At 36.8% G+C, this 17,887-nt stretch carries 17 protein-coding genes and 1 riboswitch; of the genes, 7 read left to right on the top strand and 10 right to left on the bottom strand.

Translation table 11 applies throughout. The features are described from left to right. Positions 1-8: 8 nt before the first annotated feature. The 3 genes from ACNART_RS03260 to pabB form a co-directional block, all read right to left on the bottom strand. Positions 9-1,370: an L-serine ammonia-lyase gene (locus ACNART_RS03260; RefSeq protein WP_160230451.1), complete on the bottom strand. Its 1,362-nt coding sequence runs from the start codon at positions 1,368-1,370 to the stop codon at positions 9-11. Between the two features lie 184 nt (positions 1,371-1,554). Further along, entirely contained in the window at positions 1,555-2,118 is a 564-nt protein-coding gene (locus ACNART_RS03255; protein ID WP_109374206.1) for a CoA pyrophosphatase, read from the bottom strand. Continuing rightward, positions 2,105-3,490 (bottom strand): aminodeoxychorismate synthase component 1, encoded by a 1,386-nt coding sequence (gene pabB / locus ACNART_RS03250; protein WP_198621012.1) that lies wholly within the window; start codon positions 3,488-3,490, stop codon positions 2,105-2,107. The genes ACNART_RS03255 and pabB overlap by 14 nt, the downstream gene beginning before the upstream one ends. Positions 3,491-3,602: 112 nt before the next feature. On the opposite strand from pabB, the gene ACNART_RS03245 reads away from it, so the two are divergent. Next, on the top strand, positions 3,603-3,785 hold the full coding sequence (locus ACNART_RS03245; protein WP_109374208.1) for a YoaH family protein: 183 nt from the start codon (positions 3,603-3,605) through the stop codon (positions 3,783-3,785). Between the two features lie 96 nt (positions 3,786-3,881). Continuing rightward, positions 3,882-4,271, top strand: coding sequence for a protein YebF (yebF, locus tag ACNART_RS03240; protein WP_198621013.1), 390 nt, complete (start codon positions 3,882-3,884; stop codon positions 4,269-4,271). 104 nt (positions 4,272-4,375) lie between these two features. Here the strand turns inward: yebF and ACNART_RS03235 are convergent, their stop codons facing one another. Beyond that, entirely contained in the window at positions 4,376-4,609 is a 234-nt protein-coding gene (locus tag ACNART_RS03235; RefSeq protein ID WP_100160381.1) for a DNA polymerase III subunit theta, read from the bottom strand. 1,343 nt (positions 4,610-5,952) lie between these two features. Between ACNART_RS03235 and ACNART_RS03230 the strand changes: the two genes are divergently transcribed. Continuing rightward, complete coding sequence (locus ACNART_RS03230) at positions 5,953-7,425, top strand: alanine/glycine:cation symporter family protein (RefSeq protein ID WP_198625734.1); 1,473 nt, start codon at positions 5,953-5,955, stop codon at positions 7,423-7,425. Between the two features lie 99 nt (positions 7,426-7,524). Beyond that, entirely contained in the window at positions 7,525-8,364 is an 840-nt protein-coding gene (locus ACNART_RS03225; protein ID WP_198621015.1) for an N-acetylmuramoyl-L-alanine amidase, read from the top strand. A gap of 141 nt (positions 8,365-8,505) precedes the next feature. Here ACNART_RS03225 and brnQ read toward each other — a convergent pair whose 3' ends face one another. The 3 genes from brnQ to ACNART_RS03210 all read right to left on the bottom strand — a co-directional run bounded on the left by brnQ (position 8,506) and on the right by ACNART_RS03210 (position 11,475). Further along, positions 8,506-9,852, bottom strand: a complete 1,347-nt coding sequence (brnQ, locus tag ACNART_RS03220; RefSeq protein ID WP_198621016.1) for a branched-chain amino acid transport system II carrier protein — start codon at positions 9,850-9,852, stop codon at positions 8,506-8,508. 302 nt (positions 9,853-10,154) lie between these two features. After that, positions 10,155-10,961 (bottom strand): sugar-phosphatase, encoded by an 807-nt coding sequence (gene yidA / locus ACNART_RS03215; protein ID WP_198621017.1) that lies wholly within the window; start codon positions 10,959-10,961, stop codon positions 10,155-10,157. A 127-nt stretch (positions 10,962-11,088) separates the two neighbouring features. Then, positions 11,089-11,475, bottom strand: coding sequence for a helix-turn-helix domain-containing protein (locus ACNART_RS03210; protein WP_368926564.1), 387 nt, complete (start codon positions 11,473-11,475; stop codon positions 11,089-11,091). Positions 11,476-11,813: 338 nt separating this feature from the next. Between ACNART_RS03210 and mgrB the strand changes: the two genes are divergently transcribed. After that, the gene (gene mgrB / locus ACNART_RS03205) at positions 11,814-11,990 is read left to right on the top strand and encodes a PhoP/PhoQ regulator MgrB (protein WP_368926904.1); all 177 of its coding nucleotides are present in this window, start codon (positions 11,814-11,816) and stop codon (positions 11,988-11,990) included. Between the two features lie 149 nt (positions 11,991-12,139). After that, positions 12,140-13,522 (top strand): amino acid permease, encoded by a 1,383-nt coding sequence (locus ACNART_RS03200; protein WP_109374214.1) that lies wholly within the window; start codon positions 12,140-12,142, stop codon positions 13,520-13,522. A 103-nt stretch (positions 13,523-13,625) separates the two neighbouring features. On the opposite strand, the gene pagP is transcribed toward ACNART_RS03200, so the two are convergent. Next, positions 13,626-14,261, bottom strand: a complete 636-nt coding sequence (gene pagP, locus ACNART_RS03195) for a lipid IV(A) palmitoyltransferase PagP (protein WP_368926566.1) — start codon at positions 14,259-14,261, stop codon at positions 13,626-13,628. 613 nt (positions 14,262-14,874) lie between these two features. Further along, positions 14,875-15,519 (bottom strand): hypothetical protein, encoded by a 645-nt coding sequence (locus tag ACNART_RS03190; protein WP_196573928.1) that lies wholly within the window; start codon positions 15,517-15,519, stop codon positions 14,875-14,877. A gap of 316 nt (positions 15,520-15,835) precedes the next feature. After that, positions 15,836-15,924: riboswitch (TPP riboswitch) on the top strand. Positions 15,925-15,975: 51 nt separating this feature from the next. Here ACNART_RS03190 and thiD point away from each other — a divergent pair. After that, on the top strand, positions 15,976-16,773 hold the full coding sequence (thiD, locus tag ACNART_RS03185; RefSeq protein ID WP_109374217.1) for a bifunctional hydroxymethylpyrimidine kinase/phosphomethylpyrimidine kinase: 798 nt from the start codon (positions 15,976-15,978) through the stop codon (positions 16,771-16,773). Positions 16,774-16,824: 51 nt separating this feature from the next. Here the strand turns inward: thiD and fbaB are convergent, their stop codons facing one another. Further along, complete coding sequence (gene fbaB, locus ACNART_RS03180) at positions 16,825-17,874, bottom strand: class I fructose-bisphosphate aldolase (RefSeq protein ID WP_006533078.1); 1,050 nt, start codon at positions 17,872-17,874, stop codon at positions 16,825-16,827. Positions 17,875-17,887: the final 13 nt, after the last annotated feature.

Genomic DNA, 17,887 nt, shown 5'->3' with positions numbered 1-17,887 from the left:
AGTATTAATTAGTCACACTGTACTTTGATTGCAAGACCACCGCGCGATGTTTCGCGGTATTTAGCATTCATGTCTTTACCCGTTTCATACATAGTTTCAATGACTTTATCGAGAGAAACACGAGGTTCACTGGTACGACGAATTGCCATACGCGCGGCATTAACGGCTTTAACAGAAGCAATGGCATTACGTTCAATACAAGGAACTTGAACTTGGCCTGCAACAGGGTCACAAGTTAAACCAAGGTTGTGTTCCATACCGATTTCAGCAGCGATACAGACTTGTTCTGGACTTCCGCCTAATAATTCAGCAAGACCCGCAGCTGCCATTGAACAAGCTACGCCAACTTCGCCTTGGCAACCTACTTCTGCACCAGAAATAGAAGCATTCATTTTGTAAAGAATACCAATTGCACCAGATGCTAAGAAATAGCGTAAGTAGATTTCTTGTGTAACAGGTTCGATGCAACGATCGTAGTAAGCCAATACAGCAGGAACGATACCACATGCGCCATTTGTTGGTGCTGTTACAACGCGTCCACCTGCTGCGTTTTCTTCATTAACCGCCAGTGCAAACATATTGATCAGATCAACGACTTTCATTGGATCGTTTGACAGGCTGTTGCTTGATGTCAATAAGCGATTTAATGCAGCAGCACGACGAGGTACACGTAATGGCCCTGGTAATACGCCTTCTGTATTTAAACCGTGTTCAATACACTCTTGCATTGTTTTATAAACATCAGCGAAATAAGCATTAATTTCTGCTTGAGTATGCAGATCCAGCTCATTTTTCATCATTAAGCTGGAAATGGATAAACCCGTTTCTTTACAGTGTTTTAATAGCTCTTCTGCGCTAGCATAAGGGTATGAAACAGGCTTGCTGTTTAATGTTGATTTACCGAAGTTTTCTTCATCAACGATAAAACCACCACCAATAGAGTAGTACGTTTTTCTATAGACTTCTTTGTCGCCAGCAAAAGCATGGATTGTCATACCATTTTCATGTAATGACAGGTTGTCATTGCTAAAATGCATACTTTCTGCTGGGAAATCGACCACTTTTAAGCCGTTTGCTAATGATAGCTTGCCAGTTTCTTCAACTTCACGAATAAAACCGGGAATGCTGTCAATATCGACAGTAGCTGGTGCATTACCTGCTAACCCCATAATAATTGCGATATCAGTATGGTGACCTTTGCCTGTCAAAGACAAGGAGCCGTAAACATCAACAGCTACGCGAGTGACAGACGCAATCAATTCCTGGCTGACTAAATCATCGACAAATTCTTTACCCGCTTTCATTGGCCCTACGGTGTGAGAGCTAGATGGTCCGATGCCCACTTTAAACATGTCGAAAACGCTAATCACGTCAGACTCCTTAATAATAAGAGAGAGGGTTAAAAAGAATGAAATATAGTTATTTATAGTAAAGGGATCGTTTTTACGATTATATCGTCCCGTTAATGATGTAGTTTACAACATTTTTTTAAAATAGCTAAGTAGAGTTGTGAAGGCGATGATAAAAAGCACAAGCTGAATATAAAATAGCGTGTTAAGTAATATGTAAAGCGAGTCTATGTAAAATAGCGGCGGTTAATCCCCAGACGAGATGTCCATTATAGGGATAAAAGTAGATACGATGATTTTCACCAGCACGATGAAAATCTAGTGGTTGATAATGTTGGGCATTAAGTACATGGCTTAGTGGCATTTCAAAGATAGAGGCGACTTCAGCAGGGTTATGGCGTAAAGGTAAACCCGCAGGAATAACACCCACAATAGGGGTAACTAAATATCCGCTAGAACTTTGCAAAGGGGCTAATTGACCAATAACGGATACGGCATGGGGTGGAATAGCCACTTCTTCATGCGCCTCCCTTAGAGCTGTTGCAATAAGGTTGCTATCTTCAGGATCGCGTTTACCGCCGGGTAAAGCGACTTGCCCTGCATGAGAGCGTAACGTTGATGCACGCTCAGTTAATAATAATGTTGGGTTAGGTTTATTGATAATCGGCAGCAAGACGGCTGCCGATTTTTGGGCATGAAGAGGCTGATTTACCTTGTCATCAGGTAATGTGAGTTGAAAACGATTGATAAAAGTATCAATGGGTGTCATCGATAGTAGACTCACTTAAAACAGTTAATATTTGCCCAAGTTTATCGAATGTTTCTTGGTACTCTTTTTCAGCAACGCTATCAGCAACAATACCACCGCCTGCCCAACAGTAAATTTTATTTTTTTCAGTTAATAAAGTGCGAATGCTGATATTGGTGTCCATTGTGCCACAAAAACTGATATAACCAATTGCACCACAATATCCATGGCGACGATGAGGCTCTAATTCTTCAATGATCTCCATAGCTCTGATCTTCGGCGCTCCGGTAATTGAACCACCAGGGAAAGCTGCTCTTAATAGATCCGTTGCTTTTAAATGCTCAGGAAGTGCTGCGGTGATGGTACTGACTAAATGGTGTACTGCAGGGAAACGCTCGACAACAAACAATTCAGGAACCTTAACAGAACCTGTTACTGCAACTTTGCCAATATCATTACGCATCAAATCTACAATCATTAAGTTTTCAGCGCGATCTTTACGTGAATTTGCTAATAATTGAGCTTGTTCATCATCTTCTTTTGGCGATGCTTTACGAGGTAGTGTGCCTTTTATAGGACGTGTTTCAATTTTATTATCAACTAAATGAATAAAACGTTCAGGTGAAACACTAATCACAAAGTTATTTGGCAAACACATAAACGAAGAAAAAGGTGCCTTATTAGCTTGATTCAATGTTAAGAATGCGTTCCACTCACTGCCTGTATAGCTTGCACAAAAACGTTGAGCTAAATTAACTTGATAGCAGTCACCCGAAAGTAAGTATTGATGAATTTTAGCAATTTTCTCGTTATATTCATCACTACTAATGTTTGATTGCCAATCTGTTGTTAAGGTGAATTGTGAATCAAGAGCAGTGGAAGTTTGGCTTTCTAACCACTGTAAGCGCTCATCAATATTGTGATAGCTAATTAAAGTGGCTTTTTTTAAGTCGTGATCGACAATAAGTGCCCAATCATAAATACCAATTGCCATATCTGCGAAACTAAGTTCATTTTTCGCTATTTCAGGTAGATTTTCAAAACGACGACCTAAGTCATAACTCCAGATACCTAAAGCGCCACCCAAAAAAGGCAATGAATCACTTTGTTCTGGGTGAAAATCGAATTGGTCCAACGCAGATTGAATGAGAGTGAAGGGATCTTTTTTGGAACGTTTGACCGTACCGTTTTTTTCTTTAATCGTTGTCGTTTGTTTGCGAGTTTCTAAAGTCACAGCAGGATCGGAGACAACAATATCAAAACGATTATGAGGATGTTCGGCAAAGCCAGAATGAAGTAAACTAGACCAAGGCAATGACGCAATAGGAGAAAATACCCGCAATGCTAGATCAGGGGTATAAGTTAGTTCGCGTTGTTGTAATTGCATATCCATCTTATGACCATGTAAACAAAGTGTGTTGTATTATTTGCACAATAAATTGTAATCAAAAAGATTACATTCATGTAAATACAAAATAGACGTTAATAAAGATAAGAGTAACATTATGTTTCTAGGAATGCCTACATTAACACATGAAGAGCAACAAAAAGCGGTAGAAAAAATCCAATCTCTTATGGCTGAGGGAATGAGCAGTGGAGAGGCTATCCAACTAGTAGCTCAAGAGTTAAGAGAGAAACACGCGACCCGTGAATCTGTTTCTATTGTATTTGATGATGAAAATGAATAAAACAATTTTTTAACAAATGTCACAATTGTGTTATTAACCATATGCTATGCTTAATGAAAACACATCCTGTTTTAAGGGATATTTTCGGGAGGTTATATGAAATTAAGCAAGCTTGTGAGTCAAACAGGGATACTTGGAGCAGGTCTTTTACTTGCCGTTTCTTTTGGAGCATTTGCAGAAAATATCGAAAATGTGAATAAAGATATTGTGCGCTCTGCACCATTTTCGAGTTGTGTTAATTTAGATAACAATCAACTTGTTACAAGAGTAAAAAATGATTATTTACAAAATCGTTTACCTCGCTGGCAAGATGATAAAAATGCATTAGGATCAAAACCTGTTGCAAGTATTAATGCTAATGAAGTTATCAAGATGGATAATAACTATCAGATGGTATTGAATGTAAGAGGGGCGAGAACAGATCTTCGTTACAATGTTCAAGTCAATTGTGATGACAATACTATTACTTATGTTTCCCCTAAATAATAGATAGGTGATAGTGAGTTGTAGTTAATCGATTGAAAGAAAAAGAGATAAACCAAGGTTTATCTCTTTTTTTTACCATTATCAAAATAACGGAGAGTGTTTGACTATTTTTTTACCGGTGGGTCATAAGGTAAACGAGAATAGTGTTGGCTTCTTGCACGATAAAATACCAGCCTTTCTTGAAAGAAGGCTTGAAAAGCTTGAGGCTGTTCTCTTAAAACAGCATCTGCTACAACGGGCATGTTATAGCGCTCTTTAAAAGCAACGCCTGAAGCGGCTAAGCTTATATTTAGCTTATCTTTTTCTTCTTGTGTTAATTCTGAAAGGTTATAACTCATTATCTTTCCCTCTATAACAATATAAGTAAGGTAAAAGAGCGTGCTTATTAATGCAAGTAAATAAAGATATTAGTCATTAATGTGTAGTAAAAATGATGTGCTTTATTTGGGTCGATTTTTAATCAAGGTCATTAAATATAACAATAAAAGTTTATCCTTCTTGAATTGTTATACCACTTTATGAGTAATTCAAATAAGGCTAATGATAAAATGAGCATTTTTAATCCTTATTAAATAGATTTTAAAATAGAGAAAAAAGCAGTTTATCTCTGAAAAGAGTAAATAATATGAATGTTTAATTTGATTTAGATCAATGAAAAGAGTGATGGATTTTGCATTAAAAATAGGTAAATAATGTTAATTTATTAATGAGATATTTCATGTGTTTTTATTTTGTATTATTTGACAATGAGTTATGATAAGGCACTGAAATATTGAGATAAAAAAATGCCCTGTTGGGGAAACAGGGCGAAAATTAATACAACACCAGGGAAAAACATAGTATAAATAAAATTAACCAAATGGTTAATAGGTAAACTTACGTGATTCTACATTTTTTTATTAATATTAAATAAAGGTTATTAAACTTTAATTAATGTTCAAAAAAGAATAAGGTTATTAATGAATAGCTAGTGAATAAAAAAGAGAAGAGAAAGCAATCAACAATATTCATTAAAAATGAAAGATAACAAACCATGCTAGAATTAATGCATTAGGAAAGTATGATAAAATAAAGATGTAAAGTTTATTTTTATCTTATTTTAATATATTATTAATATTAAAGCATTTTATTGACATGACAATATAAAATATTTATTGTTAATTGTTATAAAAATCTTTATTTCTTAAATGTTAATTACTGAAATTTTAAATCTGACATTAAAGAAAATCTTAATTAAACACTTTAATAGTTCATTTAAATCTTATTTTAGATAAATAGAAAAGATTATTAATTGATGTTTTTTTAATCTGTTTGTTCTTTTTTCTAAAATGACTGATTAACTTAATGACTAAAGTATTTACTTTACTTTTCTGAGTTAATAAAATAAAGAAATAATTATTTATCCTAATGATATGTATGGTTTTTTATCTTTTAAATATTGTTCATTTTAGTTAACGATATAATTAAATTAAAATAATAACATGTAAAAAAATAAACAAAAAATATACATATCACGCAATATTGTGTTACATTTAGTTCGCTTTTCACACAGTAATTTTTGATATTACTTTAAGACGGATTCGGATCAGTAATTGACTCAATTACACGATATCTGCTTACTTTTTTATTTCAATAGCGATGTAAGGATAGGTTATATACGTTATTACATAAGGGGATTGATTTGACAGGGCTAATAAACTTTGCGAATAACATTTTATGGGGATATGTTCTTATCTACTTACTTCTTGGAGTAGGTATTTACTTTACTATCCGTACTGGATTTATACAAATCCGACATTTTAGTCATATGTTCTCTATTTTAAAAAATAGCCATAAGTCAGATAAATCAGGGATTTCTTCCTTTCAGGCATTATGCACCAGTCTAGCTGCGCGTGTAGGTACTGGAAACTTGACGGGAGTCGCGATTGCTTTAACTGCGGGCGGCCCTGGCGCTATTTTTTGGATGTGGGTAGTCGCTTTAATTGGTATGGCGACATCATTAATAGAAAGTACACTCGCACAACTTTATAAAACAAAAGATGATGATGGTAACTACCGTGGTGGTCCTGCTTATTATATGACAAAAGGACTGAAAATGCGCTGGATGGGGGTTCTCTTCGCCATTTTCTTAATTATCGCTTTTGGCTTAGTTTTTAATGCTGTTCAAGCGAATTCGATTGCTCAAGCTACAGCTTCTGCCTTTAATTTTGATCCACTCTATGTGGGGATCTTTTTAGTACTCACCAGTGGATTTATTATTTTTGGTGGCCTGCGTTGGATTGCTCGTGTTGCTGAATTAGTTGTTCCTGTCATGGCAACAGCTTATTTATTATTAGCATTTTGGGTTGTTGCAGATCATATTGAACGCTTACCCGAAGTTTTCATTTTAATTTTTAAAAGTGCTTTTGGATTACAAGAAGCGGCTGCTGGTGCCATTGCTTACGGTATTAGCCAAGCGATGACACAAGGTATTCAACGCGGTCTCTTTTCTAATGAAGCTGGTATGGGTTCTGCACCGAATGCGGCTGCTTCAGCAACACCTTATCCACCGCATCCCGCATCTCAAGGCTATATTCAAATGCTAGGTGTTTTCATGGATACCTTGGTTATTTGTAGTGCCACTGCGGTGATCATTTTATCATCAGGTGTACTAGACAGTTACCCTGAAGGTATTAACGGTATTCAATTAACACAATTAGCCTTGTCATCTAGTGTGGGTGGTTGGGGAAGTACTTTTATTGCAATTGCAATTTTCTTCTTTGCTTTTACCTCCATTATTGCCAATTATGCTTATGCTGAGAGTAATATGATTTTCCTTGGACGTAATCACACAACAGGGCTATTTCTTTTACGTTCAGCGGTTTTAGCTATGGTGATGTTTGGCGCTTTAGCGGATATGCCTCTTGTTTGGAAAATGGCCGATCTCTCAATGGGATTAATGGCAATGACTAATTTAATTGCAATTATCTTGCTTTCTGGTGTCGCCTTAAAATTAGTTAAAGATTATAACCAGCAACGACAAGCAGGTTTACTGCCGACATTTGATATTCGCCAATATCCAGAGTTACAAGATGACATTGAGGAAGGAATTTGGGACGAGAATATTGTTCCTGATGAACCTTTAGTTCGATGTGAAAAAGTGAGCAATAACTAAAGCACTAATAAAAAAGAGTCAAAACGCAGAACCCATATTCTTTAATATGGGTTTTTTTATTACAATTTAACTTTGGGAATAATCAATCAAGGATCAGAAATGAGGTCTAGTCGGTATTATATAGGATTACTTATTGCAATAAGCCTCCTAACCAGTTGTGCCAAACAACCAGTATTTATTGATAGAGGTGAATATATAGTTAAAGTTATTCCTAATAAGCAGGAAGCAAATGACTGCGTAAAATATCTGGTGATGCACTATACCGCGCTAGATGATGAACGCTCGCTTAAGGTTCTTACTGGGGGGCGAGTCAGTAGTCACTATTTGATCCCTACACATCCTTCATCTATTGATGGAAAGCCAGTGATTACTTCATTAGTGGATGAAAGGCAAATTGCATGGCATGCGGGCATTAGTCAGTGGGGAGACGCAACTAGCTTAAATAATTGCTCTATTGGGATCGAGATAGTCAATCTGGGTTACCGTGATAATGGCAAGTTTAGGTATTGGTATTCTTATACAGCGGATCAAATCGTGACGATTTCAGCGGTAATGAAAGATATTATTGACCGTTATGATATCGAACCTCAAAACGTTTTGGGTCACAGTGATATTGCACCTCTCAGAAAAGTTGATCCGGGTCCTTTATTTCCTTGGGAAAGATTAGCCAGTCAAGGTATAGGTGCTTGGCCTGATAAGCAATTAGTGAAAACTTATTTAGCAGGTAGAGATCCTTCAGAGCCTGTTGATGTTGCGAACTTCCAAAAGTTATTACAGCAATATGGTTATCAAACACCAACGAATGGTGTGTTAGATAATAATGCACAAAAAGTAGTGAAGGCTTTTCAAATGCATTTTAGGTCGAGCAAAGCAGATGGTATTCCTGATGCTCAATCAGAGGCGATTTTAAAGGCATTGATTGAGAAATACCGAACTTAAAGTTTCCTGTGATAAGCTGTACTGAATAGATAGTAAAAATGCAGGTAATAGAAAAGCAAAAAGCGTCTCCAATATAAAATTTGGAAGACGCTTTTTTTATCAACTTATAATCAGCATTACAAATTAGGTGATATATGCTGGTTATTTCGCTGTATTTTCTATTGGAAGATTTTCTTCTTTAAAATTTAAGCTAACAACCAGCGAGATCACAAATGCAATCGCACCTGGTAATACCCAACCTAAGCCATAATCAGACAGTGGGATATAGCTAAATAATTGCAGTAAATCAGCATTTAACCATTTCAATTGTTTCAACGTATCGAAAAGGCTCATCAAAACAATGATTGCAATTGTAAAGCGATAGGTAAAGCGAGGCGCTTTTAATTTATTACGAATAAATTGCAGTAATACCAATGTGACTGATGTTGGATAAATCATTAATAATGCAGGAATAGTCACTCGTAATAGTGTATCAAGACCAAACGTTGATACGACGGTGGTCATTAATGTAAATACCACAACCCAAAAGCGATAGCCTAAACGGTGATGGAATGTCGCAAAGTAGTCTGCCGCAGCACTTGTTACACCGACAAGTGTTGTCATACTGGCTAATAAAACAATACCTCCCATCAACCAAGTACCCACAGAGCCAAATAACGCATCAACATAACGTGAGAAAATCTGGCCACCGTTAGTAGCATTGAGTGCTGGATCAGCAAAAACAGAAACAGAGTGGCTTGTTGCACCTAAGTAGAAAAGGCACAGATAAAGTGCTGCTAATAGTAAGACTGAAATCATGCCTGCTTTTATGGTAATAAAACCGATCTGGCGTGGTTCAGTAATGCCTTTGGTATATAAAGCACGAGCAACGATACCACCAAATGCCATAGCAGAGAGGACATCCATGGTTTGGTAACCATCAATAAAACCAGAGAAGAAGCCATTTACCGCATAAAGGCCTGTTGGTTCACCAATTGGGGAAATCGGTTTAGCCACAACAGCAATGCCCACAACCACCAGCAGAATTAACAGTGCTGGTGTCATAAACTTACCAATGGCGCTTATCATTGTGCCTTGTTTGAGCATGAAAAACATACTTGTGATATTGAAAACAAGTGCGAAAGTAAGGTGTGTTGCCGTATTTTTCTCAATAAGCCCTAAAGGTAAGAAACCCATTTCATAAGCAGTATTGGTGACACGAGGCATCGCAAAAGTAGAACCTACGATAAGATACAGTGCTACCCAGAAAATCACAGCCACCCATGAAGGCAAATCAACAGAAAGGCGCTCTCCACGTCCACGAATTGCGACGATAACCAAGGTAAGAAAAGGGAGTAAGACACCTGTAACCAGGAAACCTAAAGATGTACTAAACCAGAGGCTTCCTGATTGGAAACCCGCCATAGGAGGGAAAATAATATTGCCAGCGCCAAGGAAGAGTGCGAAAACCATCATCCCAAGAACGAGCATGTCTTTTGTAGAAAGCATAACTAAAACTACCTGTCTGTGAAGAAAATATATTAATGATTTATATTTGTTATTCTATATCTAGCCTAATTAACAGCTTAATATGTTGTGAAAATGCAGTTTGAATAACGAAAAGTGAATTGATAGTAACAAATTCTGAAGGATATGTAAGAAGAAAGGCAGATTTAACGCTCATTTAACAGTAATTATAGAATAATAAAAGGCTATGTTTTTGGTCGAAAAGCAGTGTGATCCTCTGCTGAGGATCACAATTGCTATATAATTTTGTAGACATTCGCGATAAAACACAAAAAAGATCGTGTTTAAATAAATTTATCGATAGCTACTGCAACACCGTGCTCTTCATTAGAAAGTGTGACGAATTTAGCGACTTTCTTCACTTCTTCAGGCGCATTTCCCATCGCAACACCTAAACCCGCATATTTTAGCATTGCCAAATCATTACCTTGATCACCAATACACATGATTTTTTCTGGTGTGATTTTCAAATGTTCAGCAACTTTTTTAACCGCACTCCCTTTATTGACATTGGTATTTAATACTTCAATAAAATAAGGGGCACTACGTAATATGCTGTATTGTTCATAAATATTAGTAGGAAGATATTGAATAGCATTATCCAAAACGGCAGGTGCATCAACAATCATAAACTTACTAAAATACATATCAGTTTGCATTTCATTCAGTGGACGATAATAAAGCGGAGTCCAAGATAAAAAGGCTTCTTGGCAGGTGAAATGGCTAATATGACTGTTGGTAGTATAAATCTTATTATCGCTGATAACGTGAAAATGGACGCCAATCTCACGAGCAAGGTTTTCAAAATAGAGATAATCTTCAAAATTGAGCAGATCTTGAATAATCACTTCACCATTATCTGCTTGATGGATTTGGCTACCATTATTGCTGATGCAGTAACAATCAGAGGTATCAAGACCGAGTATTTTTAAATAGGGATAGATGCCATTGAAGGAGCGTCCTGAAGCTAATACGATCTTAACTCCCGCCTCTTTTGCTCGCTGAACTGCTTGTTTTACTTCTGGCGTAATTTCGTGTTGTTTGTTAAGCAAGGTTCCATCTAAATCAATCGCGATAAGCTTAATACTCATTAGCATCCCCATATTAAATAAAAGCAATTATGATAAAGGAAGGGCGAAGCGGTCTATCATCACATAGCTTGAGTATTATTTATGTGACATTAAAGGCTATCTGTATAATGCCACATAAATGGAAGGGTTAATTACAACAAGGTGATTGTAAATGTAAAGGCTGTTTGGTTTCTAAAACGATCTCTTGATTTTGCCGAAAGTCGAAAGGCGTGATGCCATACTCTTTACGGAACATATAAGTAAAGTGAGATTGTGAACCAAAGCCGAAATCAAGGGCGATATCGAAGATAGAGCGCTCACTGGTACGTAATAAGTGAATAGCACCAGCTAATCTACGCTGACGGATATACTTTCCTAAAGAGGTGCCCGTGACTTCTTTAAAGATTTTCTGCATGTGCCAAAGAGAATACCCAGAATAAGCCGCCAATTCTTCAAGATGGATAACACGGCCTAAATGCTCCTCAATCCATTTACTTAGGGCGCAAACCAATGCGAGATGATTATCTTGTGGCATTACAGTTCCATTCTATCAATGAAGTTAAGGTAAAAATCAAAATTAACTCCCTAATCTTATACAAAAAATAGCAGACAGAGAAATCCATATTAATGGATAGCTATCTCTAATCGTTGGCAAAATGTGTACTTAAATAATATAAGGTCATTTTACATACAGTTTAGAGCGAAATAATGCAAATTATCTGAAGTCTGTCGAGGAAGCGTTTACCTTTCATAATGAAAGTTATGCTAAATTTACTCATAGAGATAATTGATTGCGAATTTTATAACAACAACTCCCTGTCTTGTTATCGTATTTAAGCGAATGCTTATAATGTGATAAGTCATACTAACAAAATGTATTTAAAGGATTTTAAATTGAACGCAAAGAAAATAATTATTAGCTTAATTATTGCATTAGTCATTACCTTTGGCCTCTATCTTGTGGCTTTAGATAATTTTTGCGATCGAGGAGAGGATTTCCAACAAGGTCTTTGTCGCCTTACCACATTATTCCCCTCTAAGCATCACTAAAAGATAGCTTTTCTTATTATTTTTCGCCTAGCATAAAATGTATTTGTTATTCAAGTCAGAATAGTGTTTTAATGGTGGCTTGAAATAAACAAAATCGTAAATATTAGTTTACACGTTAAGTTGATAAAATAATAAAGAGAAGAGGATGTATGGCGAGAGAGTCGCAACAGACAGAACTTAAGCGCGGTCTGAAAAATCGACATATCCAGCTAATTGCGCTGGGTGGTGCTGTCGGCGCTGGTCTGTTTCTTGGTATAGCGCAAACTATTAATATGACAGGCCCATCAGTAATATTAGGATATGCTATTGGTGGTTTTATTGCGTTTATGATCATGCGCCAATTAGGCGAAATGGTTGCCGAAGAGCCAGTTGCGGGTTCGTTTAGTCACTTTGCTAATAAATATTGGAGCCCATTTGCTGGCTTCTTATCTGGCTGGAACTATTGGGTGATGTTTATTCTTGTCGGTATGGCAGAATTAACAGCAGCAGGTAAATACATTAACTATTGGTTACCTGATATTCCTGTTTGGGTTTCTGTTGCTATCTTCTTTGTGGCAATCAACTTAATCAATTTGATCAACGTTAAGATGTATGGTGAAACAGAGTTCTGGTTTGCCATTATTAAAGTATTAGCGATTGTTGGTATGATTTTATTTGGGAGTTACTTACTGGCAAGTGGTAATGGTGGCCCTCAAGCTTCGGTTAGCAATTTATGGGAGCTAGGCTTTTTCCCTCATGGTTTTACGGGGTTCATGTCTGCATTAGCCATTGTGATGTTCTCTTTTGGTGGACTTGAGCTGGTGGGGATCACTGCGGCTGAAGCTGAAAACCCAAAAGTGAGCATCCCAAAAGCGACTAACCAAGTTGTTTATCGTATTTTAATTTTCTATATCGGTTCATTGTTAGTGTTACTTTCACTTTATCCTTGGACTCAAGTTGTAAAAGGTGAAAGCCCATTTGTTCTGATTTTCCATAACTTGGATAATTTCTTAATCGCGAATATTTTAAATGCCGTGGTATTAACTGCTGCACTGTCTGTTTATAACAGTGGTGTTTATTCTAATAGTCGTATGCTTTATGGTTTGGCAAAACAAGGTAATGCGCCACATGCGCTTTCTCGCATTAATAAACGTGGTGTACCGGTAGTGTCGTTACTATTGTCAGCAATTGCGACTTCATTAGGTATCTTAGTTAACTATTTATTACCTGATCAGGCACTAGAACTATTAATGGCGTTGGTTGTAACCACGTTAGTACTTAACTGGATCATGATCTGTTTAGCGAATTTAAAATTCAGAGCGGCAAAAACAAAAGAGGGTGTAGAGCCTTTCTTTAAAGCACTTTGGTATCCATATGGTAACTATATCTGCCTGGCTTTCTTATGCATGATTTTAGTGATTATCTTATTTATGCCACAAGTGAATATTTCGGTGATTTTAATGCCATTCTGGATTGCGTTCTTATGGGTTGGATTTAAGATTTCCCGCATGAAGAAAACACCTAATAGCACTCAAGTAAGCCAAGATATTTAAATATTACTGACTTATTTGGATAATAAAAAACGCATCATTAAGATGCGTTTTTTATGTTCTATTTTTATCATTTGCAATTATTCTGAACGGAAAAAATAAAAAATTACTGCCAACGTAACCAAGCAAATAACACGTTACCATTGTTATAAGTACCAGGCACATAAGTGGCTTGTAATGAAAGATGTCCGTAACCGACAGAAACTAACGGTAACGGGAGTGGCATAGGAATATAGTTGTATTCATGGCGCGCTGTAATACTTAGTGTAAAACCTGCGCCCATACGAAACCCGCCTTTATCACCGGGATACCACATTTTCTCAAAACCATAACCCATAATAGGCTGTACACGGTTATTTGAGTCCATAAATGCCATCGCATAAAGAGAGTGCCAATCACCATCGTTGTCATAACGATATTTACCCATACCAAAGCCCCAAGGTGTTTCGTTATAGCGATCCGTTTTTTCTTTATCGTAAGTAAAACGATTATGCCAAGTCCATACAGGCAAATAGTAGTTATATTGGTCATTGTCCCAAGTTTGATTGACATTACGTTTGAATTTTCCCCAGTAGCTTTCTTCATTATTAGATTGAGATGGATTACTGGTGATTTGTTGGTTTTCTGTCGTAATAATCTGATGGGTATTGGAATTATTTTCAGAAGCGAAAGCAGACGTTGTTAATGCAAGAGACAACAGCGTTGTGGCTAATACGCTAGGGTGAAAATAGGATGATGACATAATATAACTCCGAGTACGGCATAAACAGTGATTCTGGTGATGACAAATAAACATTATTAATAGTGTTATTTAATCGACAAGTATTTAAGATAAGAGGTATCTGAAACTTTACTTCTTAAATAAAATCTTAAGGGATAAGAATCGGTTATAAAGAAAATAAATAGATTTATTATATTTATGGATGTAATTTTGTCTGATATTAAATGCTGTTTATCTTTATAATAATGTATTGTTTTTAATGAAAAATTAAGTTTTTATTAGATTGCTAATAAATAGCTGATAAATAAGGTTAAAGAGAAATAATTTTAGGTTGGTCATTTTCAACAGCAAAATTCCATAAAATAGCTATTTTTATGACTTAATGAAAATATTGAGATAAATTTAATATCAATAACATTAGGTTATAAAAAGAGATTAATTTCCAGCGGATAATAGAGTAACGAATAAGAAGAGTTAAATAAAAAAAAGAAAAAAACAGAGGTTGGTTTATAAAACGTTTAGGTTTAAGCGCTAACAACAGGAGTGTTGTCTGTTTTTTATACAGACAATCCTATGTTGAAAGAGTGCAAATTAAAGAATTGTTGCTTACACTCTCTCAACGTGAAGAAAGCATTTATTGAGATAATTTTTCTTGGCTAATAACAAGGAGTCGGTGAGTATGAGTATCACGATCCTTACCCCAGCAGAAAGCGTCCCACTTATTGTAGAAATCTTCAATACTGTTAATTAAGTGTAATGGTCTATCTTCTTCTGTTCCATCTGAGGCATAAATATAATGACCTTTACTAAAAGCCCATAAAATCATATCAATCCAAAAACCTTTACCATCAGAGGTTTGTTCTTCATCAGTAACAACGATATTATGAACTTTTAAAAGATTACAGAAAAAAGTACGAGGTAATTCTCTTATAGCATTACGATGTTTAGGTATACGGGAACGCCACACTTTTATTTGAGTGCATGTTGTTTTTCCATAAACTATGTCTTGTCGGAATCTAAGCTCAACAAGATAGGCTGTTTCACTTTCTTTGTCTGTAGTGACAAGCCTGTACTGATCTTTACGTAATGATTTAACTAAACGGTATCCTATTGGAATGTCAAAACCTTCCAAATCAACATCTTTTACACCTTGAGTGAGAAACTGAAGTGTATGTTCAATATTTTTAGCTGGTAGTTTCAACTTTTCATTAAAATCTGCATCAGGAATAAGATAAGGCATTGATTGTCCATTATTCTGTTGCGATGGTTCATTTTTCATTTAGCCCCTCCGCATTGTGTGATTGTCCAGAAATGCATTATAAATACCTCATCTAGCAGATAATATATCGATTGTCGTTAAAACGAACAAAATAATTTATTTTATTCTTATTATTTAAATATAGCTGAAATATATTCCTTAAATTGATGTGTCATGCAATAGAAGCCATCGGCTTAGTATTTATTATATACAACCTTAGCTGATTTATCTTACTGAATCACAACTCTCAACAATAGAGAATCGATAGATTGAGATGAGCTATCAAACTAGCTTCTTTATCTTGAGCATGCGATACTCCTTATCGCCTGAATTTACAGGCTTTGGCTCGGGGCGCCTTATGGCTGAGATGAACCCGTATAACCTGATCTGGATAATGCCAGCGTAGGGAAGTCAAGGTAACTCTGCTGATTAACAGAGTCCGACTTTTCTGTAACTGGTGAAAGGAGGAGTTAATCAGTGAGATTCAATGCATTGTCTATCGCAGGCACCGACCCTAGTGGTGGTGCAGGTATTCAGGCCGATCTGAAAACATTTTCCGCACTGGGTGTATATGGCACAACCGTAATGACGGCACTGGTTGCCCAAAATACCTGTGGTGTCCGTAGTGTCTATGATTTATCCCCTGATTTTGTTGCAGCTCAATTAGATGCTGTCTTGTCTGATGTTCGAATTGATAGTGCCAAAATTGGCATGCTCTCTAATGCCTCAATTATTGATGTGGTTTGCGACAAACTTCAGCAATATGCGATCCCTTTTGTTGTACTTGATACCGTGATGATTGCAAAAAGTGGTGATCCTCTATTACAGCCTGATGCGGTTAATAAAATGGTTACTCAGCTTTTGCCTCTGGTTGATTTGATCACGCCTAATTTACCTGAAGCGGCAGCACTGCTAGGTTGTGAAGTTGCTCAAGATGAAATAATGATGAAGCAACAAGGCTATGCATTGCTAAAACAAGGATGCAAAGCCGTGTTGATGAAAGGCGGGCATTTAACCGAAAATGAAAGCCCTGATTGGTTGTTTACTCAAGAAGGTGAGTGGCGATTTACCTCAAAACGCGTTAATACAAAAAATACGCATGGGACAGGATGCACACTTTCAGCCGCTTTGGCCGCTATTCGTCCTCAAGTTTCTAACTGGCAAATTTGTGTTGAACAAGCAAAAGCCTATTTACAACAAGCATTAGAACATGCCGACAGTTTAGAGGTTGGACAAGGTTTTGGTCCTGTACACCATTTTCATCGCTGGTGGTGATGTAAAAAAGCCCCTATAAAAGGGGCTTTAGCGTGTCGCAGAATTGTTTTTTTAAGCAATAGTGACAGATTTATTTAGATAAACATCTTGTACTGCATTAATTAGCGCAACGCCATCTTTCATTGATTTTTTGAAGGCTTTACGACCTAAAATTAAACCCATACCACCCGCACGTTTATTGATAACCGCAGTGCGTACAGCATCTTCAAGGTCATTATTACCTGAAGCGCCACCAGAGTTAATTAACCCTGCACGACCCATATAGCAGTTTGCTAATTGATAACGAACTAAATCAATTGGGTTTTCAGTGGTGAGTTTGGTGTAAACACGTTCATCAGTATGACCAAAACCAATCGCTTTAAAGCCACCGTTATTTTCAGCCATTTTTTGTTTAACGATATCCGCACCAATTGTAGCGGCTAAATGGTTCGCTTGACCTGTTAAGTCTGCACTTGCATGGTAATCAACACCGTCTTTTTTAAATGCAGGGTTACGTAAATAGGCCCACAATACGGTGACCATACCTAATTCATGAGCACGTTCAAAGGCCATTGAAATCTCTTCAATTTGGCGACGGCTTTCTTGTGAACCAAAGTAAATGGTCGCACCCACTGCAACAGCACCCATTTCAAAGGCTTGTTCTACACTGGCATACAGTGTTTGGTCATATTGCGCTGGGTAGCTTAAGGTTTCATTGTGGTTTAACTTCACAAGGAAAGGAATTTTGTGTGCATAACGACGAGAAACAGAAGCAAGAACACCATAAGTAGAGGCAACACAGTTACAACCCGCTTCAATAGCCAACTCAACAATATTTTTTGGATCAAAATAGAGTGGGTTTGCGGCAAAAGAGGCCGCGGCAGAGTGCTCAACACCTTGGTCAACAGGTAGAATAGACAGATAGCCCGTTCCCGCTAAACGTCCGTGATTAAACAGGGTTTGCATTGAACGTAACACGCTATTAGGGCGATTGTTATCAATCATAACACGATCAACAAAGTCAGAACCTGGCAGGTAGAGATTTTCGCTTGGGATGGTTTGGCAACGATGTTCTAATAATGATTTTGCATCAGCACCTAACAAACTTACTATATCAGTCATTACATACTCCAGT

This window comes from Proteus sp. LHD240705 (assembly GCF_047921555.1).
GTDB lineage: Bacteria > Pseudomonadota > Gammaproteobacteria > Enterobacterales > Enterobacteriaceae > Proteus.
Note: the sequence above shows the minus strand (reverse complement) of the source record. Positions and strands in the feature narration are given on the sequence as shown.

What these genes read in the sequence shown, in the direction of transcription:
- ACNART_RS03235 (WP_100160381.1), bottom strand. Translation starts at nt 4,609, where the DNA reads ATGAGTTATAACCTTTCAGAATTAACACAAGAAGAAAAAGATAAGCTA.
- ACNART_RS03190 (WP_196573928.1), bottom strand. Translation starts at nt 15,519, where the DNA reads ATGAAAAATGAACCATCGCAACAGAATAATGGACAATCAATGCCTTAT.
- brnQ (WP_198621016.1), bottom strand. Translation starts at nt 9,852, where the DNA reads ATGCTTTCTACAAAAGACATGCTCGTTCTTGGGATGATGGTTTTCGCA.
- pabB (WP_198621012.1), bottom strand. Translation starts at nt 3,490, where the DNA reads ATGGATATGCAATTACAACAACGCGAACTAACTTATACCCCTGATCTA.
- ACNART_RS03210 (WP_368926564.1), bottom strand. Translation starts at nt 11,475, where the DNA reads ATGCCACAAGATAATCATCTCGCATTGGTTTGCGCCCTAAGTAAATGG.
- ACNART_RS03245 (WP_109374208.1), top strand. Translation starts at nt 3,603, where the DNA reads ATGTTTCTAGGAATGCCTACATTAACACATGAAGAGCAACAAAAAGCG.
- ACNART_RS03225 (WP_198621015.1), top strand. Translation starts at nt 7,525, where the DNA reads ATGAGGTCTAGTCGGTATTATATAGGATTACTTATTGCAATAAGCCTC.
- yebF (WP_198621013.1), top strand. Translation starts at nt 3,882, where the DNA reads ATGAAATTAAGCAAGCTTGTGAGTCAAACAGGGATACTTGGAGCAGGT.
- pagP (WP_368926566.1), bottom strand. Translation starts at nt 14,261, where the DNA reads ATGTCATCATCCTATTTTCACCCTAGCGTATTAGCCACAACGCTGTTG.
- ACNART_RS03200 (WP_109374214.1), top strand. Translation starts at nt 12,140, where the DNA reads ATGGCGAGAGAGTCGCAACAGACAGAACTTAAGCGCGGTCTGAAAAAT.
- mgrB (WP_368926904.1), top strand. Translation starts at nt 11,814, where the DNA reads ATGTATTTAAAGGATTTTAAATTGAACGCAAAGAAAATAATTATTAGC.
- ACNART_RS03255 (WP_109374206.1), bottom strand. Translation starts at nt 2,118, where the DNA reads ATGACACCCATTGATACTTTTATCAATCGTTTTCAACTCACATTACCT.
- fbaB (WP_006533078.1), bottom strand. Translation starts at nt 17,874, where the DNA reads ATGACTGATATAGTAAGTTTGTTAGGTGCTGATGCAAAATCATTATTA.
- yidA (WP_198621017.1), bottom strand. Translation starts at nt 10,961, where the DNA reads ATGAGTATTAAGCTTATCGCGATTGATTTAGATGGAACCTTGCTTAAC.